Annotated in this window: 24 protein-coding genes and 1 other annotated feature; of the genes, 12 read left to right on the top strand and 12 right to left on the bottom strand. The window is 37.2% G+C overall.

Annotation, left to right across the window (positions count from 1 at the left end):
- The first annotated feature begins 48 nt into the window (after positions 1-48).
- Both ACFSY7_RS01765 and ACFSY7_RS01760 read left to right on the top strand, forming a co-directional pair.
- Positions 49-1,680 carry a peptide ABC transporter substrate-binding protein gene (locus ACFSY7_RS01765; RefSeq protein WP_126991216.1) on the top strand — a complete coding sequence of 544 codons (1,632 nt, stop codon included), beginning with the start codon at positions 49-51 and terminating at the stop codon, positions 1,678-1,680.
- Positions 1,681-1,850: 170 nt separating this feature from the next.
- Positions 1,851-2,642: an HAD family hydrolase gene (locus ACFSY7_RS01760; RefSeq protein WP_380146591.1), complete on the top strand. Its 792-nt coding sequence runs from the start codon at positions 1,851-1,853 to the stop codon at positions 2,640-2,642.
- A gap of 243 nt (positions 2,643-2,885) precedes the next feature.
- Here ACFSY7_RS01760 and serA read toward each other — a convergent pair whose 3' ends face one another.
- Together serA and ACFSY7_RS01750 are read right to left on the bottom strand one after the other, a co-directional pair.
- The gene (serA, locus tag ACFSY7_RS01755; protein WP_126991218.1) at positions 2,886-4,472 is read right to left on the bottom strand and encodes a phosphoglycerate dehydrogenase; all 1,587 of its coding nucleotides are present in this window, start codon (positions 4,470-4,472) and stop codon (positions 2,886-2,888) included.
- A 14-nt stretch (positions 4,473-4,486) separates the two neighbouring features.
- Positions 4,487-5,659, bottom strand: coding sequence for a pyridoxal-phosphate-dependent aminotransferase family protein (locus ACFSY7_RS01750; protein ID WP_380146590.1), 1,173 nt, complete (start codon positions 5,657-5,659; stop codon positions 4,487-4,489).
- Positions 5,660-5,731: 72 nt separating this feature from the next.
- Positions 5,732-5,972: a binding site (T-box leader), on the bottom strand.
- 369 nt (positions 5,973-6,341) lie between these two features.
- On the opposite strand from ACFSY7_RS01750, the gene ACFSY7_RS01745 reads away from it, so the two are divergent.
- Positions 6,342-7,124 carry an enoyl-CoA hydratase gene (locus ACFSY7_RS01745; RefSeq protein ID WP_139995455.1) on the top strand — a complete coding sequence of 261 codons (783 nt, stop codon included), beginning with the start codon at positions 6,342-6,344 and terminating at the stop codon, positions 7,122-7,124.
- Positions 7,125-7,175: 51 nt separating this feature from the next.
- On the opposite strand, the gene ACFSY7_RS01740 is transcribed toward ACFSY7_RS01745, so the two are convergent.
- Positions 7,176-7,361, bottom strand: a complete 186-nt coding sequence (locus ACFSY7_RS01740) for a YhzD family protein (protein WP_380146589.1) — start codon at positions 7,359-7,361, stop codon at positions 7,176-7,178.
- A 201-nt stretch (positions 7,362-7,562) separates the two neighbouring features.
- Between ACFSY7_RS01740 and yhaM the strand changes: the two genes are divergently transcribed.
- Positions 7,563-8,498 (top strand): 3'-5' exoribonuclease YhaM, encoded by a 936-nt coding sequence (yhaM, locus tag ACFSY7_RS01735; protein WP_380146588.1) that lies wholly within the window; start codon positions 7,563-7,565, stop codon positions 8,496-8,498.
- An 87-nt stretch (positions 8,499-8,585) separates the two neighbouring features.
- Here yhaM and ACFSY7_RS01730 read toward each other — a convergent pair whose 3' ends face one another.
- The 7 genes from ACFSY7_RS01730 to ACFSY7_RS01700 form a co-directional block, all read right to left on the bottom strand.
- Positions 8,586-9,500 (bottom strand): peptidylprolyl isomerase, encoded by a 915-nt coding sequence (locus tag ACFSY7_RS01730; protein WP_380146587.1) that lies wholly within the window; start codon positions 9,498-9,500, stop codon positions 8,586-8,588.
- A gap of 189 nt (positions 9,501-9,689) precedes the next feature.
- The gene (locus tag ACFSY7_RS01725; protein ID WP_029500876.1) at positions 9,690-9,875 is read right to left on the bottom strand and encodes a hypothetical protein; all 186 of its coding nucleotides are present in this window, start codon (positions 9,873-9,875) and stop codon (positions 9,690-9,692) included.
- A gap of 63 nt (positions 9,876-9,938) precedes the next feature.
- The gene (locus ACFSY7_RS01720; RefSeq protein ID WP_380146586.1) at positions 9,939-10,478 is read right to left on the bottom strand and encodes a DUF3267 domain-containing protein; all 540 of its coding nucleotides are present in this window, start codon (positions 10,476-10,478) and stop codon (positions 9,939-9,941) included.
- Between the two features lie 162 nt (positions 10,479-10,640).
- Positions 10,641-11,159 carry an HTH-type transcriptional regulator Hpr gene (locus ACFSY7_RS01715; protein WP_186439678.1) on the bottom strand — a complete coding sequence of 173 codons (519 nt, stop codon included), beginning with the start codon at positions 11,157-11,159 and terminating at the stop codon, positions 10,641-10,643.
- A 157-nt stretch (positions 11,160-11,316) separates the two neighbouring features.
- Entirely contained in the window at positions 11,317-11,721 is a 405-nt protein-coding gene (locus tag ACFSY7_RS01710) for a YtxH domain-containing protein (protein ID WP_380146585.1), read from the bottom strand.
- A 201-nt stretch (positions 11,722-11,922) separates the two neighbouring features.
- A complete protein-coding gene (locus tag ACFSY7_RS01705; protein ID WP_380146584.1) occupies positions 11,923-12,450 on the bottom strand; it encodes a tryptophan transporter in 528 nt (175 codons plus the stop codon).
- A gap of 186 nt (positions 12,451-12,636) precedes the next feature.
- A complete protein-coding gene (locus tag ACFSY7_RS01700; protein WP_126991227.1) occupies positions 12,637-13,056 on the bottom strand; it encodes an HIT family protein in 420 nt (139 codons plus the stop codon).
- Positions 13,057-13,181: 125 nt separating this feature from the next.
- Here ACFSY7_RS01700 and ACFSY7_RS01695 point away from each other — a divergent pair, with 125 nt between their 5' ends.
- Together ACFSY7_RS01695 and ACFSY7_RS01690 are read left to right on the top strand one after the other, a co-directional pair.
- A complete protein-coding gene (locus ACFSY7_RS01695; protein ID WP_126991228.1) occupies positions 13,182-13,922 on the top strand; it encodes an ABC transporter ATP-binding protein in 741 nt (246 codons plus the stop codon).
- Entirely contained in the window at positions 13,915-15,102 is a 1,188-nt protein-coding gene (locus ACFSY7_RS01690; RefSeq protein ID WP_380146583.1) for an ABC transporter permease, read from the top strand. Before ACFSY7_RS01695 ends, ACFSY7_RS01690 begins: the two co-directional genes overlap by 8 nt.
- 122 nt (positions 15,103-15,224) lie before the next feature.
- Here ACFSY7_RS01690 and ACFSY7_RS01685 read toward each other — a convergent pair whose 3' ends face one another.
- Complete coding sequence (locus ACFSY7_RS01685; protein WP_126991230.1) at positions 15,225-16,394, bottom strand: M20 metallopeptidase family protein; 1,170 nt, start codon at positions 16,392-16,394, stop codon at positions 15,225-15,227.
- 59 nt (positions 16,395-16,453) lie between these two features.
- Positions 16,454-16,999: an antibiotic biosynthesis monooxygenase family protein gene (locus ACFSY7_RS01680; RefSeq protein WP_126991231.1), complete on the bottom strand. Its 546-nt coding sequence runs from the start codon at positions 16,997-16,999 to the stop codon at positions 16,454-16,456.
- A gap of 217 nt (positions 17,000-17,216) precedes the next feature.
- On the opposite strand from ACFSY7_RS01680, the gene hemE reads away from it, so the two are divergent.
- The 6 genes from hemE to ACFSY7_RS01650 all read left to right on the top strand — a co-directional run bounded on the left by hemE (position 17,217) and on the right by ACFSY7_RS01650 (position 23,770).
- The gene (gene hemE / locus ACFSY7_RS01675) at positions 17,217-18,263 is read left to right on the top strand and encodes a uroporphyrinogen decarboxylase (RefSeq protein WP_380146582.1); all 1,047 of its coding nucleotides are present in this window, start codon (positions 17,217-17,219) and stop codon (positions 18,261-18,263) included.
- A gap of 20 nt (positions 18,264-18,283) precedes the next feature.
- Positions 18,284-19,216: a ferrochelatase gene (gene hemH, locus ACFSY7_RS01670; protein WP_139995471.1), complete on the top strand. Its 933-nt coding sequence runs from the start codon at positions 18,284-18,286 to the stop codon at positions 19,214-19,216.
- Positions 19,217-19,227: 11 nt separating this feature from the next.
- Positions 19,228-20,649 carry a protoporphyrinogen oxidase gene (gene hemG / locus ACFSY7_RS01665; protein ID WP_380146581.1) on the top strand — a complete coding sequence of 474 codons (1,422 nt, stop codon included), beginning with the start codon at positions 19,228-19,230 and terminating at the stop codon, positions 20,647-20,649.
- 104 nt (positions 20,650-20,753) lie between these two features.
- Positions 20,754-21,698 carry a YncE family protein gene (locus ACFSY7_RS01660; protein WP_380146580.1) on the top strand — a complete coding sequence of 315 codons (945 nt, stop codon included), beginning with the start codon at positions 20,754-20,756 and terminating at the stop codon, positions 21,696-21,698.
- Positions 21,699-22,376 carry a response regulator transcription factor gene (locus tag ACFSY7_RS01655; RefSeq protein ID WP_380146579.1) on the top strand — a complete coding sequence of 226 codons (678 nt, stop codon included), beginning with the start codon at positions 21,699-21,701 and terminating at the stop codon, positions 22,374-22,376.
- Positions 22,376-23,770, top strand: coding sequence for a sensor histidine kinase (locus ACFSY7_RS01650; protein ID WP_380146578.1), 1,395 nt, complete (start codon positions 22,376-22,378; stop codon positions 23,768-23,770). Before ACFSY7_RS01655 ends, ACFSY7_RS01650 begins: the two co-directional genes overlap by 1 nt.
- Positions 23,771-23,888 lie beyond the last annotated feature (118 nt).

The raw sequence follows: 23,888 nt of genomic DNA, 5'->3' as shown, positions 1-23,888 counted from the left end.
AATTTTTTAGAAAATTAATTATTTTCTAACAACAAAGGGGATGACAACATGAAGAAACGCTTATTACCTTTATTATTGTTAGTACTTGTTATGAGTATTTTAGCAGCATGTAATTTCGGCGGCGATTCAAAAGAAGATTCTGGTACAAAAGAAAATGGAGAAAAAGCACAAGAATTAAATGTATCCATTATGTCTGAGCCACCATCATTAAATCCACAGATGGCAACAGATGCAACATCAGGAACAGTTATTAAAAACGTATTTGAAGGCTTAACACGCGTTGGTAAAGACGGAAAGCCAGAAAATGCAGCAGCAGAAGATGTACAAGTAAGTGACGATAAACTTACATATACATTTACATTACGTGATACAAAATGGTCAAATGGTGACGCAGTTGTTGCTGAAGACTTTGCTTATGCGTGGAAATGGGCATTAGATCCAAAAAACGCTTCAGAGTACGCTTCAATCTTATATGCGATTAAAGGTGCACAAGACTACAATGAAGGTAAAGGGAAAGTTGAAGATGTTGGCATCGAAGTAGTTGATGATAAAACATTAAAAGTAACATTAACAAACCCAACACCTTATTTCTTAGAATTAACAGCATTCTACACATATATGCCAATCAATCATAAAGTTGCTGAAGGGAATGACAAATGGTTCTCTGATGCAGGTAAAGACTTCGTAACAAATGGTGCATTTGAGCTTTCAGAGTGGAAGCATAATGACAAAATTGTTCTAGCTAAAAGCGATAGCTACTGGGATAAAGACAACGTATCATTAGACAACGTAAATATCCAAATGATCGAATCACAAGCAACAGCAAATCGTATGTTCACAAGTGGTGACATCGATTTCATTGGTGGTGACTTCCAAGCGATTCCACTTGATGCAATTGAAGGCTACAAAAAAGATAAATCATTACAAGTACAAGACTTTGCAGCAGAATACTGGTACAAAGTGAACACAACAGCGAAATACATGGAAAATGTGAATATCCGTAAAGCCTTAGCATTATCAATCAACCGTCAAGGATTAATTGATAACGTATTAAAAGCAGACCAAAAACCAGCGCTAGGCATGGTACCACCAGCAATTCAAAACTATGAAGAAAAAGAATACTTCAAAGATAATGATATTGAAGGTGCGAAAAAAGCTTTAGCTGAAGGAATGAAAGAATTAGGTATTAAAGATGCAAAAGATATTAAAATTGGTATTTCAATCAACACATCTGAAGCACATTCAGCGATTGCACAATATATCCAAGAAGGCTGGCACAAAAATCTAGGTATCGATGTATCAATCGATAACTCAGAATGGCAAGTGTACTTAGATAAATTAAGTGCAAAAGAATACGATCTTGGTCGCCAAGGTTGGATTGCTGACTTTAACGACCCATACACATTCTTAGAAATGTTTACATCTGCAAATAACGGCAATAACGATACAGGCTGGGAAGATGCAGAATATAAAGAGTTAATGGGTAAAATTGTAAAAGAAACAGATACAGACAAACGCTTAGAGTATTTACAACAAGCAGAGGATATTGCGATGAAGCAATTCCCAGTCATTCCTGTTTACTACTACACAACAACCTATGTACAAAAAGATTATGTGAAAAATATGGAACCAAACTTAATGGGCTTCATCGATTTAAAATGGGTTTCAGTAGAAAAATAATGAAGATGAAACAAGAGTTGCATAATGCAGCTCTTGTTTTTTTGTTACGAACAATAATGATCTATTCCTTTGTTATGCAGAGATTCTATTATTCTTTGAAATTTCAGACTTTTAAGCGGAGAATTATGATACGATACAAACATACATAATGCTTAAAGGAGCTGGCTTTAGTGGCAATTAAAACAGTAATTTTTGATTTAGATGATACGCTTTTATGGGATAAAAAAAGTATTGCAGATGCCTTTGCGAAGACTTGTGTACAAGCAGCGCAAAAATATCCTCAAATTGATGGAGCGAAATTAGAAGACTATGTGCGCAGTGCAGCACGTACACTTTATGAAGGCTATGAAACATACGATTATACGGTACAAATCGGAATTAATCCATTTGAAGGTTTATGGGGCCATTTCGATGAGCCGACAGAGGATTTTCAAAAGATGAAAGCCATCGTGCCAACATATCGTAGGGATGCATGGACAGCAGGCTTAAAAGAATATGGTATTGATGATACGGCTTTTGGACATGAGTTAGGTGAAAAATTTGTCGAGAATCGTATTGCAAGCCCATGTGTATATGATGAAACATATGCGGTGTTAGATAGTTTAAAAGAAGACTATCAATTAATTCTTTTAACAAATGGGGCACCGAGTCTTCAAAATAAAAAATTAGAAATTACACCAGAGCTTGTTCCTTATTTCGATAAAATTATTATTTCTGGAGATTTTGGTATTGGAAAGCCAGATGCTTCTATTTTTGAATATGTCTTAACATTTTCAGAAGGTAATGCGGAAGAGTGCATTATGGTAGGAGATAATTTAATGACAGATATTCTAGGCTCATCTCGCGTCAATATGCGTAATGTATGGATAAATCGTGAGGATAAGGCACCTAACGATGTTGTCGTACCTACATATGAAATTGATACCTTAACAAAATTAAAACCATTAATCGACTCATTATAATGAACTTATCACCTTTTTTAAACGTTCTAAACGAATAGAAAAGGAGTGGGAGCGATGCCTAACAAATCAAATAAAAAAATGTCTATGGCAGTTATTGCGATGATTTTAACAATTGCGATTGTTTTGTATCGATTATATAGTTAGTGCTACTGAGCATGTCTTACGGAATTATTTCGCAAGACATGCTTTTTTAGCGCATAAAAAAAGACTTAGGAATTTTCCTAAGCCTCTTTTACGTATACTTTATAGTTTGATTTCTTTTGCGTCGAATACGCCTTCTGTTGCGATAACGAAGTCTAAGCTTTCAACTGTGTTGTCAATTGCTAACATCATAATTGCATCGCCACCTTCATCAGCACGACCAACTTGCATTGTTGCAATGTTGACGTTCTGCTCAGCTAATGAAGTACCTACACGACCAATTACACCAGGTTTATCTGTGTGCTTGATGAATAGTAAGTTACCTTCAGGAACAACGTCTACTACATATTGGTCAACTTGTACGATACGAGCACCAAGGCCGTTTAGTAATGTTCCTTTTACAGAATGTTTTTCGTTTTCAGTGATAACTTCAACTGTAATTGAGCTTAAGAATGCACGAGCTTGTGTAGATTTTTGTTCGCTAATTTTGATGCCGTTACGATCAGCAAGGTAGCGAGCGTTTACGTTGTTTACATGGTTACCTAAGTTACGAGTAAGTACACCTTTTACTGTATTATTCGTTAATGGACGCACATCATAGTTTGCGACGTCACCAGAGTAGTAGATGTTGATTTCATTTACAGCTTCTTCTGTTAAGTTCATTGCGAATGCACCGATTTTTTCACCTAATTCAAAGAATGGTTCAACTTTTGCTACAACATCTTTAGGAACTGAAGGCATGTTTACAGGGTTTTGAACTGTACCAACGTTGAAGTAAGATAGAATATCATTACTTACGTCTACTGCTACAGATTCTTGTGCTTCTACTGTAGATGCACCTAAGTGAGGTGTTGCGATAACTTGTGGAAGATCTAATAGGCGGTTACCTACGAATGGTTCTTCCTCCATAACATCTAATGCAGCGCCCGCTACTTTACCAGATTCGATTGCATTATATAGTGCTTCCTCATCGATAATACCACCACGTGCACAGTTGATGATACGAACGCCATCTTTCATGACGTTAAAGATATCTTCGTTAATCATATGACGAGTAGAATCAAGTAATGGTGTGTGAACAGTAATGAAATCTGCTACCTTCGCAACATCTTCTACTGAACCGTAATCTACGCCCGCTTTTTCAGCTTTTTCAGCAGTTAAGAATGGATCGTATGCGATAACGTTCATGCGGTTACCTTTTGCACGGTGTGCCACTTCTTGACCAATACGACCGAAGCCGATAACACCAAGCGTTTTGTTTTTAAGCTCAACGCCGACGAATTTTTTACGATCCCAACGGCCTTCTTTTAGTGTAATGAACGCTTGTGGAATGTGGCGAGCAAGAGCGAAAATCATCGCTGTTGTATGCTCAGCAGCAGAGTTTGTGTTACCATCTGGAGCGTTAACAACGATAATCCCTTTTTCAGTTGCAGCTTCAAGGTCGATGTTGTCCACACCAACGCCAGCGCGTCCGATAAGTTTTAAGTTGTCAGCAGCTTCGATAATGTCACGCGTTACTTTTGTTTGAGAACGTACTAATAATACATCATAGTTAGCAATAATCGCTTTTAATTCTTCTGGTTGAAGGCCAGTTTTAATGTCAATATTTAAATCTAATTCTTTCTCTTGACGTAGTGGGTAAATACCATCTTCGCTTAGTGGGTCACTGATTAAAATGTTAATAGCCATCGTTAATTCTCTCCTTATTGTGTCACAGTTGTTGTAGTTTTTTGTAAGTAAATTTCTTGAGCGGCGCGAGTACCGGCGCCAAGCTCGATTGTTTTTCCAACTTTCGTTAAGGCAATTTCAAATGCACTAATATATTGAAGTACGTCAGCAGGTGAGCAATAGCCCATATGACCAATGCGGAAAATGGTATCGGTCATTTTATCAAGCCCGCTTGCGACATCGATATTGAAATCTTCTTTCAGCACTTTGCGGAAGGCCTGTGCATCAAAATCTGTAGGGGCAACAGCCGTCACAGAAGGGGATGCATAAGCATCTTCAACAAGTAAGTTCACGTCGAGCGCCTTTAAAGCTGCACGTGTCATGTCACGCATTAACGTGTGACGAGCATATACTTCTTCAACGCCTTCTTCTTCTAATTGATCCAGGACTGCATCAAGACCATGGAAAAGGCCAAGAGCAGGTGTAAAAGGGGTGTTACCTTTTTCGAGGGCATCGCGATGTTTTGTTAAGTCTAAATAGTAGCCCTTTGTATCATTTTGTTCAATAACTTTCCAAGCGCGGTCACTTACGGCAATAAATGCTAAACCAGTAGGGAGCATAAAGCCTTTTTGTGAACCAGTAACGACAATGTCGAGACCCCATTCGTCCATTTTTGTTTCAGCACAAGCAACGGCTGACACACCATCAGCAATAACGATGATGTCATCATTAATGGCATGGACGGCTTTAGCAAGTTCACCAACAGGGTTTAGAACACCTGTTGACGTTTCACAAAATGTTGAGAACACTGCTTTAATATCAGAATGTTGTTTGATGTGTTCAATTACTTCATCAAGTGGGAACGGTTGGCCCCACTCGGTAGTAAATTCGTCTACATCTAATTCATAGCTTTCGCAAATCTCTGTAAAACGATGGCCAAAAATACCTGTTGAAAGAACAAGTACTTTATCGCCCTTCGTCGTTACATTGACGACAGCAGCTTCAAGACTGGATGTACCGCTACCTGCAATCATTAAAATATCTTGCGATGTCCCAAAAAATTTTTTCAGTCTAGGTTTAATATTTTGAATAATTTGATAAGTTTGCGGCGCATGATGCCCAGCCATTGACTGTGTCATTGCGCGGTTCACACGTGGTGGAACTGGAGTTGGACCTGGAATACGTAACACTTGATAATCTTGTAACATAAACAAAAGCTCCTCTCAAAGTTAAAAATAAAAGCCTTTCATCCCATACAATCGCAGACTTATGTCTATGACTGTAGGGGCGAAAGGCTAAATTAACAATCTAGTAACGCGGTACCACCCTAATTTTCCTGTTCAAAATAAGAACGAGGCTTTGCTTTATGCGTAACGTGCATGTGACGAATCTTCCTACTTTGGAATTTTCAGAAGATCTACTCGGGAGTGGAACTTATAATTGAAACCGCTGATTTGCACCGACCACCAGCTCGCTGTGAGGCTTTCAAAAATATAAGTATGTCTCTTTCAACGTATTTTTGCGTGATTTGAATTTAACACAATATTAAAGCGATTATTCAGTAATGTCAATATTTATTTCATTATTAATTTTAAAATAACTAGAAAAAGGTAACTAAAAAGATAAAAAACGAACAAATAACGTTTTTATTGTAATTAATGTTCGTCCTTTATGAGAGGACATAAATTAAGCATTTTTATTGAAAACAAAAAAATCAACCTATACAACTATCGAATCTTTTACAATAGAGACTGGTTAAGAAAACTTCATTTTCCTAAAGCAATAAAAGTTTAAATAATTAGAAAATTCTACGAATATTAAAGGAATTTCTCGGTTATGTAGCGAATATAGCAAAAGAAGTGAATGACTATTCATAAAGGAGTGTTAACAATGACATACGAAACAATCTTATGTGAAGTGAATGATAAGGTAGCAGTTGTTACCTTAAACCGTCCACAGGCGATGAATACATTAAATGAACAAATGGCCGTAGATTTAGCTGAATGTTTTGAAGCACTATACAAAGAGAATGTTCAGATTCTCATGCTACAAGGAGCTGAAAAAGTTTTTTCAGCAGGTGGTGATATTAAAGAAATGTTAAAAGGTGCTTCAGTAGGAGCGGATACCGAACAGGTCATGACGTATTTAACGCGTGCGATTAAGGCGTTGTATATGCTTCCAGCGGTGACGGTAGCGGTCGTACACGGTGCAGCAGCAGGTTTTGGTTTAAGTTTGGCGCTTGCTTGTGATTATGTGATTGTTGAGCAAGATGCAAAGTTAGCGATGAATTTTATCGGCATTGGACTTATTCCAGATGGTGGCGGCCATTTCTTTATGAAAGAACGTGTAGGCGCTGTGAAGGCGAAGCAAATGATTTGGGAAGGTCGCGTTATGGACGGTGAAGAGGCCGTTGAATGGGATTTGGCAGATATTGTAGTAGAAAATGGTATGGCAAAAGAAGTAGCGCAGCAGTTTGTTGCGCAACAACTTCAAACACCATTAGTAGCGAAGATTGAAACAAAGCTTTTATTAAACGGTTCGCAAGAAAATAAACTAGACAAATATTTAGCACAGGAAGCGGAAATGCAACCGCGTATGCGTGCAACGAAAGACCATTTAGAAGGAATTCAAGCCTTTGTAGAAAAACGCCAGCCAGTATTTAATGGAGAATAGAAAAAAGGAGGATGCGCAACTGATTCGTGCGCATTCTCCTTTTATTTCGCGTTACACATGAAAAACAATTAATTTTCCTTTATTATTCACTAGACGATGTGTTTTATCTGTCAGTCCTAGTTCTTCAATCTTTTGTGCACCTTGTTCTTTTGCGATATCGTCTGATTCGAATTCCCAATCCTCATCGAATAATGATTCGCCTGTCTTCTCAAATGCTGTAAAACGATATGCTGTCATTTTCTCCACCCCTAATTGTTTAAAATTGTAAATGAACTTGTATTCATTATACAAAAAAATGGAAAATAATTCATCAAAAAACAATTGGTTTCGGCATTTTTATGTTACTCAATCGGGCAAAATGGTACAATAAATAATGTAAATAAATGAAGTGAAGCCGAATTATTTGGCAAGCTGAAAATGAAGGGGGACGAACTCCACATGAGCGGTATTGCAACGTTAAAAGTAGGAGATTCAGTCGATCAATATCTATTGATTAAACAATCAACAAAAGGTGTCACAACAATGGGGAAACCATTTATGACACTGATTTTACAAGATAAAAGTGGTAGTATTGAGGCCAAACTTTGGGATGCAGGCGAAGAACAAGTACGTCTTTATCCAGCAGGAATTGTTGTACACATTGGTGGGGAAATTCAAGATTACCGTGGTAAATTGCAACTGCGTATTAAACAAATTCGCCCATTACGCCCAGACGAAACAATTGGCGTAGAAGATTTAATTCAATCATCTGAAACACCAAAAGAACAATTATACGAAGAATTTAGTCAATATTTCTTTGAAATTAAAAATCCAAATATTTCACGTATCACACGTCATATCGTACGCAAATTCCAAGAGCAACTAATGACATTCCCTGCAGCTACAAAAAATCACCATGAGTATGCTTCTGGACTTTTAGAGCATGAAACATCAATGCTACGTCTTGCAAAGTCGATTTGTGATCTATATCCAACATTAAATCGCGATTTATTGTATGCAGGAGTTATTTTACATGATATCGGTAAAGTAATTGAATTATCAGGTCCGATTTCGACAGTTTACACGGCAAAAGGGAACTTACTTGGGCATATTAACATTATGGTATCTGAAATCGAAAAGGCAGCCGCAGAGCTTGAAATCGATGGAGAAGAAGTCATGTTATTAGAACATATGGTACTGTCTCATCATGGTAAAGAAGAATATGGCAGCCCGAAAAAACCAATGCTACAAGAGGCAGAGATGTTATTCTACATCGATAATATCGATGCGAAGATGAATATGCTAAAACGAGCATTAAGCAAAACAGAGCCTGGTGAATTTACAGAGCGCCTATTTGCGTTAGATAACCGTTCATTCTATAACCCAACTATTTAATACTACGAAAAGAACTGCTTTGGCAGTTCTTTTTTTGTATGCAAAAAAGTCGGCTCTCAATAGAGAACCGACTCTTTCGTTATAAAATTATTTACTTTCAGTAGTTGATGAGCCTAAGAAACTAGCTAATGCGTCTTTTAAATCTTTATCTTCGATTTTAACATCTGCATCTTTCATCAGTTTTGAAACTTTTTCTTGTAGTTTTGTTTGGTTAGGATCTTCTGCTTTTGCTTTTGTTAATTGAAGAGTCTTTTTGATTTCATCTTTTTTCTCGTCTAAAGTACCATCGACTTTTTTGTCTTTTGTACCTTCAAGTTTGATGATGTGGTAACCATAGTCAGATTTTACTGGGTCAGAAATTTCACCTTTTTTCATTGAGTAAGCAGCATCAGTGAATGCGCCAACCATTTGATCAGGACCGAACCAACCTAGTTCGCCGCCATTAGCACCAGTACCTGTATCTGTTGAGTTTTTCTTCGCTAATTTAGCAAAATCAGCACCATCATCTAATTGTTTTTTAAGTTTTTTCGCTGTTTTTTCATCAGCTACTAAAATATGACTTGCTTTTACTTCTTTACCTAGACGATCGTAATATGTTTTGATTTCTTCATCCGAAACTTTTACGCCATCACGTTGAGCCGCTTCTTGTAATAAAGAAAGTTTGGCATAACGTTTAAACGTATCCTCAGTCATACCTTGAGAACTTAAGTAGGTTTTGAAGTCAGTTCCTTGTGCTTCCACTTGTTTCTTTTGGTCTTCAATTTTTTTGTCGACCTCTTTATCAGTAACTTTATATTTATCAGCTAATACATTTTCAAGCATAATTAATTGAAGTGCTTGGCTACCAGCTGATGTTTTCATTTCTTTGTATAATTGTTCGACTGTAACGTCGCCCACTTTAGATGTTGCTACTTTTTCATCCATGCCACCATTACCACATGCTGCAAGAGTAAGTACAGATGTAGCTAATGTTGCTGCTAAAATACCTTTTTTGATGTTCATAATAATCGTTTTCTCTCCCAACTTTTGCTTCAGAATATATCTACTTTTGTAACTATAACATAAACGTTTTAAAAAAGGAAAAGGTTGCCTATATTATAATTATAAACTGATTTTACTATGACAAAAGTTGGTATAAAATAGCATAAAAAAAGAAGCGACTATGTATATCTACATAATTGCTTCTTTTTCTTATACAGCCATCGTCACTTCAATATAGAAAGAAACGAGCAGGATCGTGATTAAAATATTAATCGTTTTGTAGACTTTAGGTTGCTTCTCCTCAGGGATTTCACGTCTTGCACATAAAGTCGCTGTCATTTTATTAATTTGGAATAAATAAAAGACAGAAAATAAAATAACGAATAATACGATCATGTCCATTCCTCCTCTCTCATACTATTTACTAAGCATATCAAATGCCAGGGCAAAAACACAACATTAACGCAAGGGAATTAAGATTTGAAAACCTTTATCATTTTCTTCGATTAATGCTTTTTTAGGTGCCTTTAGTAAATGTTTCACATATAACAAGTCAATTAAACATAATCCGCTATGAAAAGCGAGTAAAAGTGTGAAATAATGACGGAATGATGGGTACACTAGTGCACCTATAATCAAAATTATATTGATTACGATAAATGGTACGATTAATGATGTGATATAACGAGATTTAAGGACAGGTTCTGTTACGTGTAACTTTAATATTGGTACGATTTTTAAATAATATTTTATATGAAAACGAATATGTTTTTTTTCTTTAATTAGCGGCAAGAAATGTAATAATTTATGCACGGGATAGATCATCAATAATACAATGATGAACAATGAAAACAGTTTATCTGAAACTGGTTCATGGCGAAATACATTTAATGCGATATAAAAAACAGAAAATACAGCGAGCATACTTATGATTGACATCAATAAAATACGATCGTGGCCATAGTGTTTTTGTACATTAATGGTTTTCCAGCAATGCAAGTTACGCATCTCCATTCATTTAAAATTCTCGATACATAACATTAATCTTTTTCATAGGGAAAAGCAAGCTTTTTAACTACTATCAGATAAAAAATGATTTAAAGACAAAATAATCCCTCTATTGTAGTTGCTACAATAGAGGGATTACTTGGAACAATTTATTTAGCCATTCTCAGAGTCTTTGAATGATTTTTCGAAAATATCCATAAAATCGTCGCCATAAATATTACGAATAACAGCCATTAATTCTAGATATTGCGGGAACTTGCCGTACATTTCTTTTAAAGGAAGAGACCCCTCTAATACAGCGTGGTTAGTAGAATTGAAGCTGTCATCGATTTCTTTCAATAACGCTTGACCCTTCTCTGTAATCTCCACATATGTATTTCGTTTGTCATCATCACGTTTTGAGAATGATAGCAAGCCACGTTCTTCTAAATTTTTAGAAAAATTGAACGCAGTCGAAACATGCATTACGCCAAACTTTGCAATATCCGAAATAGAAGCACCTTGTAAATTTGCTGCGATGCTTAAGACATGATGTTCGTTAATATTCAAATCGAATGGTTTAATCCACGCTTGCCAATCTTTTTCGACAGCTTTCCAAAGCGCCTTTGAAAGATGAGCGATGCGTTGAGTATATAACATGGCTTCTTGTGCCGAGTTTATTTCTTCAGACATAGCTATCACCACTTTCGCAATTTTCTTTATATTATAACATTATTTCCCAAAAGTATACAAGTTGGTTTTAATAAAAATACGAATAATTCTAAAAATTTATGGTTCATGACATGTATTGTAATCCACTACATGTCATGAATGTTTTTTATTGCACGTTTTATTGTTTTTTAAATGTTAATCGATTGACTAATTTTTCTACTTCCATCGACATTTCGCTCGCTGCCTGACCTAATTCGTTAGCAGATTGGCTTGCTGCATCAATATTACCTTTTAAACGATTTTGAATTGGTGCAGTGTCTTCTTGGAATTTCTGCACAGAAGTTTTGACATCAGTGACAACATTTGGCAGAGTTGTCTGTACTTCAGACTTAATCATATCTACTGCATCCTTTATACTAGAAAAACGTTGTTGTAGTTCACTACCGACTTCCTGACTAGCTTCTTTTGTCGATTTAAATGATTGGCGGACGTCTTTACCTGATTGGGGCGTTGATAGTAGCATAGCTGTAGCTCCTCCAACGATTCCGACTGCTAGACCTAAAAGTGATGATTTCATATTCATATGTTACGACCCCTTTCAAACATATTATTGCCTTGATTTACTCTATTAAAACATATTATTACAATATAAAGCTATGCTTGGCCATGAAATAAGCGTCGTAGCGCGATTTCAACGCAAAAAAAAGATTTGAAAAAGCTGGGTTTCATTATCGGAGCATAAAAAAGAACCTCATCTTTTAAGATAAAGGTTCTTTTAGAGTACCTACGCGTGAGAGGCAGCCGTGTCAAAGTTTGAACGTTTGACTAAGCCTGTGATAATCGGATAGATAATCACAAAAGCTACAATATTAATGACGATTGCTGGTAATACAACAGAAACGAGCAATGCTGTGAATGGAATATCTGCACCAACGACTAAGATGGCTGATCCTAAAAAGACACTGCCTGAAATAAATGTACCAATACCGACAAGAACAGCAGATACTGCAACTTTTTGTGATACTTTTTTCAGTACGACAATTAATGCAAAGAAAATAAATGCTGTGACGAATTTATCGATAATATTTGGTACAAAACCTGCAGGGAATGTAGAAAATAGACCAGATAAAATACCCGTTGTTAAAGCTAGTAAAAAGACATCACGCGTATTTGGGAATAATAGAATGCCGACAAACATCATCGTTAACATAAAGTCTGGTTTCATTCCACCCATAATGCCAGGAATTACTAGATACAATGCGCATCCAACCCCAACCAGTAAAGCCATTAACACTAAATTTTTCGTTTTCATAATCTCATCTCTCCTAAGCTATGCTTGTGTTTGTCTCCTAATGTCTCCTATGAGCATTAGCGAAACTTACTATGATTCTACATTTCGAAGCATGTAAAAGCAAGGTTCCAAATCTTAAAAGCGTGAACATTTTGAAAAATAATTTGTCACAATAAAACCCCCGCATTATGCGAGGTTATGTACAGTTTATAGATTTGCTTTGATTTTTTCAGAAAGCTCAGCTAAAATCGCTGGTGTAAATTCATCTTGTTTTGTATTCCATGTAGCTTTGAAGCCATCTGTTTCATCATAGCGAGGAATGAAATGTAGGTGAAAATGGAAAACACTTTGTCCAGCAGCTTCACCATTATTATTTAATAAGTTCATGCCGACTGGATTGAACGTTTTATTAATAGCATTTGCAATTTTGGGAGCGACAGAGAATAGATGACTTGCAACTTCTTCTGACATTTCAAAAACATTTGCTGCATGTTCTTTTGGAATAAGTAATGTATGGCCTTTTGTTAATGGACCGATATCCATAAAGGCAAATACATGCTCATCCTCATAAATTTTCGTGCTTGGAATATCTCCAGCAATGATTTTACAAAATAGACAATCTGACATGTAAATTCACACCTTTCAATGATTTGTTTCTATTTTACCATATGACAACTGCGTGATAGGATGATTTTTGCTAAACTAATGGCAGGAGTTTGAAAAGTACGACTCGAAATGGAGTGACGATATTAATGACAGTTTTAGAAGTAAAAGATTTAACAGGGGGCTATACGCGTAAGCCGGTCATTCACGATTTGGATTTTTCGCTAGAACCTGGTGAGCTTGTTGGTTTAATTGGTTTAAATGGTGCGGGGAAAAGTACAACGATTAAACATATTATTGGAATGATGCAGCCGCAAAAAGGTGAAATTCGTATTAACGGGAAAACGATGCAAGAAAATATGGATGTTTATCGTACATCGTTTTCATACATTCCAGAAACACCAGTACTATATGACGAATTAACATTACGTGAGCATTTAGAAATGACAGCAATGGCTTATAATATCCCACTTAATATTATGGAAGAACGCGTTGCACCTTTATTAAAAGAATTTCGTATGGAAAAACGTTTGAATTGGTTTCCATCACATTTTTCAAAAGGAATGCGCCAGAAAGTAATGATTATGTGTGCATTTTTAGTCAACCCATCACTTTACATTATTGATGAACCTTTCTTAGGACTTGATCCGCTTGCGATTAGTTTATTGCTAGAACAAATGGATGAAAAGAAAAAGGACGGGGCAGCTATTTTAATGTCGACGCACGTTCTTGCAACAGCTGAACAGCACTGTGATAAGATTTTATTAATTCATGAAGGTCGTGTACGTGCATTTGGGACAATGGATGATTTACGCCAATCATTCCATATGCCAAATGCGTCACTCGACGATTTATATATTCAAATGACGAAGGAACAGCTAGATGCGTAATTTAGAAGATGTTTGGCGTAAACGGTCAGCACATTATACGGAAGAACTTCAAAAGTATATGCGCTATATTTTTACAGGACATATGGCCATTGTCATTGTCTTTTTAATGGGCGCAGGCGGGTATCAGTATAGTCATTGGTTAGACGCTAACCATGGCAATACAAATACACCATCTCTTGAAATTGCAACACTTATCGTGGCATTTTTCTTAATGCTTAGTCGACCTGTTACCTTATTAAAAAAACCTGATGAAGTGTATTTATTACCGCTTGAAACAAAGCTCGGTGTCTATTTCAAACATGCACTAAGGTTTACATTTACAACACAAGCTGTTATCGCAGTAATTGTCTATATTGTGATGTGGCCGATGCTGCGACAAGTAACAGAGTTAGAAGTGTCACAAATTGTCGCAGGTCTTATTGTGACGATTGTCTTAAAATGGCTTAATATTCAAGCTGAATTTGCTTATCGCTGGAATAAAGCGGGTGAGCATGTTTGGTTGAACCGTCTTGTACGCTATGTATTAAATGGAGCCGCATTATGGGGTGTTTTGACAGGACTTTATTTAGTGCTGGTTATTGCAGTTGTATTATTTATTGCACTATGGCTTGTAGATAAAAAGAATATCGTGAAGCAACCATTTCCTTACGAACATTTTGTAGCACTTGAAGATAATCGTATGATGGGTATTTATCGTTTTGCGAATTATTTTACGGATGTACCACAAGTGCATGGCAGTATTAAACGTCGCCCATATTTTGACTTCCTATATAATATGGTACCTAAAAAGCATAAAACAACATTTGAATATTATTTATTCCGTAGTGTTATTCGTACGGATGATCACTTTTACTTATGGCTGCGTTTAGTGGTTATTAATGCGCTTATTGTTGCTTTTGTAGACATTACGATTGCAGGAGCGATTATTTCAGCAGCACTTGCATTTGCGGTTGCTATTCAACTGAAGCAGGCGATTGCATCAACGCATGAATTTACGATGAGTATGTTGTATCCATTACCACAAGATTCACGCCAAAAAGCAGCGGTTAAAATCGTGCGATACTTTATTATTGCGCAGGCAGTTATTGTCTTACTAGCAAGCATTATGCAACCCTATTTTTATGTCTATGCTCTTATTGTTTTAGTTGTTGGTGAAGTGACATTGCGTTTATCAAAATAAAGAAGCTAGGTTAAAGAAATTCCTAGCCGAAAAAGATATGCATAAGAAAAGAAGGAATCGCGTCAATTTGACGTGGTTCCTTCTTTTTATTGTGAACCTATTGAAATCGAGGTTTTCTTTTATTATGTTTCTTGATATTTCAATACAGCGCCAAGCATTGTTTGTGCGCCTACAATCATTGCTTCTTCATCAAAATCAAATTTACCGTGATGATGTGGGTAAGCAATACCACTTTTTGGCTTTGCACCAGTCAAGAAAAAGACGCCAGGAACTTGCTCTAGATAATATGCAAAGTCTTCGCCGACCATCAACGGCTGAATAAAATGGCTATCGATAACAGCAGGCACTGAGTAAGCAAAATCATGTAAGAATTGTGCGCAGCGATCATCATTAATAACCGGTGGATACCCATCAATAATATTAAGTTCATAGGAAGCACCGGCACTCAGACAAATACCTTGCAAAATACGCGTCATTTCGTCGTAAACTTCTTTTTTGGTTTCATCATCAAATACGCGTACAGTGCCTTTTAAAATGGCTTTTTCTGCAATGATATTATAGGTCTCGCCAGCTTCTATTGCACCGACTGAAAGAACTGCTGGAGATAATGGATTAAGTCGTCTAGAAACGATTTGCTGAAGCTGTTGAATAACCGTAGCGGTCAACGCAATAGCATCAACTGAAGTTTGTGGTGCACCACCATGGCCGCCCTTACCGATTAATGTAATTTTAAAGTTGGAGGCGGCTGCCATAAGTGGACCTTGTGTTGTATAAATATGACCGCTTTCAAAAAGTGACCAGAGATGTGTTCCAAATATAGCATCCACACCATTTAAACAACCTGCTTTAATCATGTCGATAGCACCACCTGGCGGATGTTCTTCTGCGGGCTGGTGAATTAGAACATAGTTACCACTAATCGTTTTTTCATGACGCTTTAAAATACGTGCAATCGTAAGAAGCATTGCAGTGTGCCCATCATGGCCACAAGAATGGCTAACATTGTCTGTTTGGGAACGGTATGGAACCTCTTTTTGGTCATGAATAGGTAGTGCATCAAAATCTGCACGAAGCGCAATTGTTTTACCTGGGTTTGCGCCATTAATTCGTGCAACGATACCATAGCCTCCACCAAAGTTTGATTCGTAGTGGACACCCATGGCATCATATTGTGCGGTAATAAAAGCAGCGGTCTTTGTTTCTTTAAACGACAGTTCGGGGTGCATATGTAAAAAACGTCGTGTTTGGCGCATTTCTTCAAAAGCATCTGAAATTTCTCGATAAAAATCCATAAAATCCCCACTTTCTTTTTGTATATTGAAAAAGCCGACCATATTGGCCAGCTTATTTATTAACGGCGTTCGTCATCCTCATCGGGGAAGTCAACATCGTCAAGATTTGTTGTATACGTTTTTGTAAAGAGTGTTGGTTCAAATGCCTGACTGTTCATATTAATTGTGCCAATTTCCTGATAACTAGCGATGGCATCCTTATAATCATCTGTTAACTTCCATGCTTCAAATGACCCGGCACCTGTCCATTCTGTTAAAACAGCGTAATCTGTATCATTTAAAGGACGTAATAAACGGAATGCAACGAAGCCAGGTTCTTTACCGATGCCATGTTGGCGCTGTTTAAAACGATCTTCAAATACTTGATGTTGTTCTTGCATAATAGATACGTAGATTACTGCAAAAAAGCCGTGTTCTTCAAGCTGACCTTCTGACGCGACAACCTCATATTTTTTTGGTGCTGCGAACTTTGTTTTTTTATCGGTTTCATGAAGCAAAATTGAATTGATTTCATTATGTGCTAAAATCATTTGTTCTTTTTTATACTTTTCTTTAAGCGTTTGCATGAAATCGGCTGTACCAATTGCAATATATAAATTTGTCATGGTTATACCCCTTTATTTAATAGTGTATTTATTATATTACCTTATAACAGAGAGGTGAAACGAAACCGACAAAATTCTGTCACGTTTTAAGAAATTTATATGACAAATTGAGCCGAAAACTATACATCGCGGCATTGAAAGATTATAGTGAACAATGGATACAAACGTCGGATTTTTTATGTAAAATTAGAAATGAGAGAAGGGAAGAAATACAGATATGACAGTTTTTAATGATACTTTATTACGTGCATCTCGTGGTGAGAGCACGGAGCATACCCCTGTTTGGTATATGCGCCAAGCCGGTCGTTCACAACCAGAATACCGCAAAATTAAAGAGAAATACTCACTTGAGGAAATTACACATCAACCTGAACTTTGTGCGTATGTCACACATTTACCCGTACAAAACTACAATGTTGATGCGGCAATTTTATACAAAGACATCGTAACGCCTCTTCCTGGAATGGGCGTTGATGTGAAAATTCAAGCTGGTGTGGGTCCTGTTATTTCAAATCCAATTCGCTCAGCGAAGGATATTGATAATTTACGTGAGTTTCATCCAGAAGAGCATGTGCCCTTCGTATTAGATACGATTAAACTTTTAACAGAAGAACAATTAAATGTACCGTTAATCGGTTTCGCAGGTGCACCATTTACGCTTGCTAGTTATATGATTGAAGGCGGTCCATCAAAGAACTATGCGAAAACAAAATCATTTATGGTATCTGAGCCACAAGCATGGTTTAAACTAATGGATAAATTAGGAGATATGATTGTTACAGACTTGAAAGCACAAATTAAAGCTGGTGCAAAAGCATTCCAAATTTTTGATTCATGGGCAGGCGCATTAAGCCATGAAGATTATGTAATTTTTATTAAGCCTGTTATGACACGAATCTTTAATAAATTAAAAGATGAAGGCGTACCAATGATTATGTTCGGGGTTGGCACAAGCCACCTCGTACTTGATTGGCAGGAGCTACCGCTTGATGTGGTTGGATTAGATTGGCGTTTACCAATTAAGCAAGCACGTCAAATGGGAATCACAAAGCCAGTGCAAGGAAACTTAGATCCAACGCTTCTATTAGCAGATTGGAATGTTCTTGAAGCGCGTACCAAAGTAATTATCGACCAAGGATTAGAAACGCCTGGGCATATTTTCAACTTAGGTCACGGTGTATTCCCATCTGTTGATCCAGATGTATTAAAACGTTTAACAACATTAATCCATGACTATAGCCGCGAACAAATCGCGAAAAAATAATTTTTGAGGTGACAACAATAATGAAAAAGCAAATTGGTTTATTAGTGATGGCATACGGCACACCACAAAAAGACGAAGATTTAATTCCATACTACACACATATTCGTCACGGACACCGTCCAACAGACGCACAAATCGAAGACTTACGTAGTCGCTACCAGGCAATCGGTGGTATTTCACCACTTGCAGCAACGACAGAAAAACAAGCAGCTGCATTAGGTGCTCGTTTAAATGAAGTACAAGATGAAGTGGAATATAAAGTGTATATCGGTTTAAAACATATTGCACCATTTATTGAAGATGCAGTTGAACAAATGATTAATGATGGTATAACCGAAGCTGTTGGTATCGTATTAGCACCACACTTTTCATCATTCTCAACTAAAGCGTATCACACACGTGCAATCGAAAAAGCTCAAACATTAGATGCAAACTTCAAATTTAAAGGCATCGATAGCTGGTATAAGGAAGAAAAATTCTTACAATACTGGACTGAAAAAATTAATGCTGAATTTGATGGAATGTCAGATGAAGAACGTGAAACAGCTTGTTTAGTTGTTTGTGCGCATTCTCTTCCAGAAAAAATTATCGCAATGGGTGACCCATATGCAGATCAACTATTCGAAACAAAAGATTTACTACAACAACGTACAGGTTTGAAAAATGTTGCATTTGGATGGCAATCAGCTGGACAAACAAAAGATCCTTGGTTAGGCCCAGATGTACAAGATTTAACACGTGACTTATACAATGATAAAGGGTACCGTTCATTCACCTATGTACCAGTTGGTTTTGTTGCAGAACATTTAGAAGTACTTTATGACAATGACTATGAATGTAAGACAGTATGTGAAGAATTAGGTGCGAACTATCACCGTCCAGCAATGCCAAATGACAATGCTTTATTCATTGATGCTATGGCAGATGCCGTTCAGAAAGCGTTCGCGAAATAGGATAGAAAGTGATGATACATGTGACTGACAATACGCGAAGGGTAGCCATAATCGGTGGCGGAATCACCGGTTTATCGGCAGCGTTCTATTTGCAGGAACAGGCGAAATTACATCACTATCCATTAGAAATCGTATTATTAGAAGGTTCTCATCGTTTAGGTGGGAAACTTCAAACGCTACGCAAGGATGGTTTTATAATTGAACGCGGGCCAGATTCTTTTATTGACCGCAACCATACTGTTTTAGATTTAGCGACAAAATTAGGGATTGATCATGACCTAGTACAAACAGCGAATGCAAAAACATATATTGCGGTGAACAACAAAGAACTGCAGCCAGTCCCAAAGAACACTATTCTAGGGATTCCAACACAAATCAAACCATTTATGGCATCGAACTTGGTGTCGTGGAGCGGAAAAGTACGAGCTACAGCAGATTGGATTCTACCACCGAGCAGAATTGATGGGGATCAATCTCTCGGGAAATTTATGCGCCGACGTTTTGGCGAAGAATTTGTACAAAACTTAATAGAGCCTTTTCTATCGGGTGTGTTTTCTGGCGACATCGACGAGCTAAGCCTTCAAGCGACATTACCAACCTTGCTACAATATGAGCAGGAAACGGGAAGTGTCATGCGAGGAATGCGCCGTGAGTTAACATCAATGGATCCACGTACATTTACAGAGGAGCATAATGCTTTTTCTGTGCAAACATTTACAAATGGAATGGATATTATCGTTGATGCTCTTGCAGATGCATTTAATGGTCAGCTAATGAAGGGTGTACGTGTGCAATCAATTAAGAAATCAAACGACCGTGTTTGTTTAGCGCTCAATAATAAATCAAAGCTGTTAGTAGATGGGGTCGTTATTGCGACGCCTCACCAGGCAGCACAAAAACTTTTTAGCGAGCAACAATTATTACAAGATTTAAAAAGTATTCCATCCAATACAGTAGCTTCTGTTTCGATGATTTTTAAAGACGAGACGTTACCAGAGTTTGATGGTACTGATGTTTATATGTCACGTAATAGCGATTATTCGTTAACATCCGTTACAAATGAAACGATGAAATTCCCGCATATTGCGCCAAAAGGATATACATTACTGAATTGTTATATCGGTCGCACGGGTGATGCTGCCATTGTTGAATTATCGGATAGCGAAATTGAAAAAACAGTTATTGAGGATTTGAAGCAATTGTCTGGTGTAACAGAGCAGCCAGTTGAAACGGTTGTATCGAGATGGAAAGATTCTATGCCACAATATACAATCGGCCACATTGACCGAATTAAGCATGCGAAAAAAGAACTCTATGAGGCGTTTCCAACTGTTCGCCTTGCGGGTAATTCTTATGAAGGCATTTCCTTGCCAAAGTGCATTGAGCAAGGAATGAAGAGTGCAGAAGAATTATTAGATGAGTTATTTAAATAAATGATAGAAAGAGGCAAGCTTAGGCGAGCCTCTTTTATTTTTCTCTAATAGTTCACAGACATTTCACAACGATTCGTTACAATAAAGGAAAGGGAGGAATGATTGTGCGGTTTAAATTACTTGGAATAATGTTTCTTAGCAGTTTGCTTGTGGCGTGCAATCATTCTGCATATTCAGAGATTGATACACAAACAGATTTTATTGCATCAGTGAATATTCAAGAGCCCTCGATTGATTTTATTGATTCAAAGGGGAAGCAGCTTGCGGTATGGCCACTTGCAGAAGCTTATAGTGGCGCGACATTGATTGGCGATGACCGCATTTTATTATATGGTCATGACCTAGAACATGCTGATATTTTTCAATTAAGTACAGGGAAAAGAGTAACTGAAATAGAAACAGGTGAAGGGACTACAAATGCGCTTTATGATGAGCAGACGAAGCTTGTTTATTTAGCGAATAGCTGGACTAATACAGTATCCGCATATGATGAAAACGGTCAAGAGCGTTCAACGCAAAAGGTAGGAAAGTATCCGATGTCGATGATACGGTATAACCATCAATTATTTGTCGTGAATTTTAAAGATACAATGTTGAGTGTATTAGACGCAAAAACACTTCAAAAACAGCATGAATGGAAAATTCCAGCGTCATCTAATGGTCTAGTAGTTGTTAATAATGAATTATGGATTGGTGGACATGGTTCAGGCAGTACACCAAATGACAATGTAGTAAGACTTAATATTAAAACAGGTGATATGCTAAAAAAAGTGAAACTACCAATGATGCCGATTGCTTTCTTAAAGGATAATAATGCGATTTATGTATTGAGTCATGGCGAGAATGTGCTGCATAAGCTAGATACAGACGGTAAAGAGATTTCAAGTAAGGAAGTTGGCGCAAATCCATTTACACTTGCAAGCTTTTCAGGACATATTATTGTGGCAGGGTATGATGATCATAAAATTTATTGGACAAACGGGACAGAAGTAGAGCGTAGCCAAACAGTTGGTACTGGACCATTTCAATTGTTAGTGAGGGAAAAGTAGATGACGACGATTTTAATTGTAGACGATGAACAACCAATGCGAGAGCTTGTACGCATTATGCTACAGAAAGATCGCCTAAAAACATACGAGGCATCAAATGGTCAAGAAGCGCTTGATTTATTGGCACAATTAGATATCGATCTTGTGCTACTTGATGTGATGATGCCTGGAAAAGATGGTTTTGAGGTGTGTGCAGAGATTCGGGAGATATCGAATGTACCCATTATTTTTTTAACAGCAAAAGATGCAAATGAGGATAAAGTTCATGGCTTGCGTCTTGGTGGAGATGACTATATTGTCAAACCGTTTAGCGGAGAAGAATTAGTAGCACGTATCGAAGCGGTATTACGTCGTGCAGGCGCTATACACCAGACCTCATCGAATATACATTATGAAAAACTTATACTTGATGAAATTGCGCGTAAAGTAACCTATGATGGGAAGCGCGTGTCGCTTACGATGAAAGAGTTTGATTTGCTACATTTATTTATGAAACATCCGAATATCGTTTATACACGTGAACAATTATTAACACAAATATGGTCGCATGATTATGAAGGTGGTACACGTACAGTTGATACACATATCAAAACATTACGCTTAAAATTAGGAAAGATTGCAAGTAGATATATTCAAACTGTTTGGGGAATAGGCTATCGCTTTGGATGTGACCAATAATGAAAAAGCTATCGACAAAAATTTGGCTGTTAGTCGTTTCTTTTTTAGTATTTACAGTATTTTTTATGTACGCCTTAACTAATTTTTTATATGAGCGTTTATACGTGCAAGATACAAAGCAATCTATGATTGAAGTTGGAACCAAACTCACTGGGATGTATGACGGCGGTAAAGTAGCAGATGATTTTGTAGAAGCAGTTGACCGTTATAATATGTATTCAAATATAAATGTTTTTGCAGTACGAAATCCACGTGAGCTAAGTGCTTGTGTGCCGTTTGATATAGAATACGATACACTCATTGGACCGGAAGAAAGGCAGCAATTATTGCAAGGGAATACAGTGACGAAGCAAGGTTATGAGAAACGCTTTGATCGACAATTAATTTCAGTTGTTGTGCCACTTGTTGATAATGAACGACTAGAAGGAATTTTATATTTATATTTTCCGCTCGAAAAGATTACAGAACTAGCCTCGAAAGATATTACACTCATTATAATTGCAGCATTGCTTTTCTTAGCCTTTATGACCTTTATTACAATAAAAGGTATTGGAGTTATTATGAAGCCGCTTAAACGCTTGCAAAAGGCGTCACATGATATGGCTCATGGTGATTACACAACACGTGTAAAAGTGACATCGAAGGATGAGATTGGTCAGTTATCACAGACGTTTAATGAAATGGCTACCTCTATTCAAAAAAGTGATGAGCAACAAAAAGAATTTTTGGCAAATGTCTCACATGAGCTTAGGACACCAATTAGCTATATTAAAGGCTATAGTGAAGCACTAGCGAACGGACTTATTCCGAAAGAAGATTGTGATGAAAAACTGGGGTTAATAGCGAGAGAAGCGGAACGTATGGAAAAACTAACAACAGAATTATTACAATTGTCTCGTGCAGAGCAAATCGAAAAAATCGAACTGATGCCACTTGTATTGGCCGAGTCGTTACGCGAGGCGACAGCGTTAGCAGAGCAGCGAGCGCAGGTTAAGCAAATGAGGATCGTTGTAGAGGCTGATGAAGAACTAATTGTTGAAGCGGATGAAGAAAAGTTGAAACAAATCGTTGTTAATTTGATTGAAAATGCGATTCGCTACTCAGATGCTGGAACAACTGTATTTGTTTCTGCTTGTAGAGAAGGAAAGACGGCGAAGTTACAAGTAAAAGATTATGGAATAGGGATACCAGCAAAAGATTTACCATATGTTTCAGAGCGATTTTATCGTGTGAATAAGGCGCGAAGTCGTAGTGATGGCGGCAGTGGTCTTGGCCTTTCGATTGTTGATCAATTAATAAAAGTGCATCATGGATCATGGAAAATCGACAGTATAGTTGGCAAAGGGACAACAGTGACATTATATTTGCCACTATATGCGTTTGAAGACATGTAAAGAACTGTGCTACTACAGTTCTTTTTTTATACGTCTTAATTAATAGTAAAGAACAGTAGAGTTAGCAGTGAAAAAAGCATAAAACTGTATTACTACGAAAAAAAAGAGGACACGTTGG

Origin of the sequence: Kurthia populi, assembly GCF_042686175.1 — a bacterium.
In the GTDB taxonomy this organism is placed as follows: Bacteria; Bacillota; Bacilli; order Bacillales_A; family Planococcaceae; genus Kurthia; species Kurthia populi.
The sequence above is the reverse complement of the archived record's forward strand: the minus strand, read 5'-3'. Positions and strand labels throughout refer to the sequence as shown.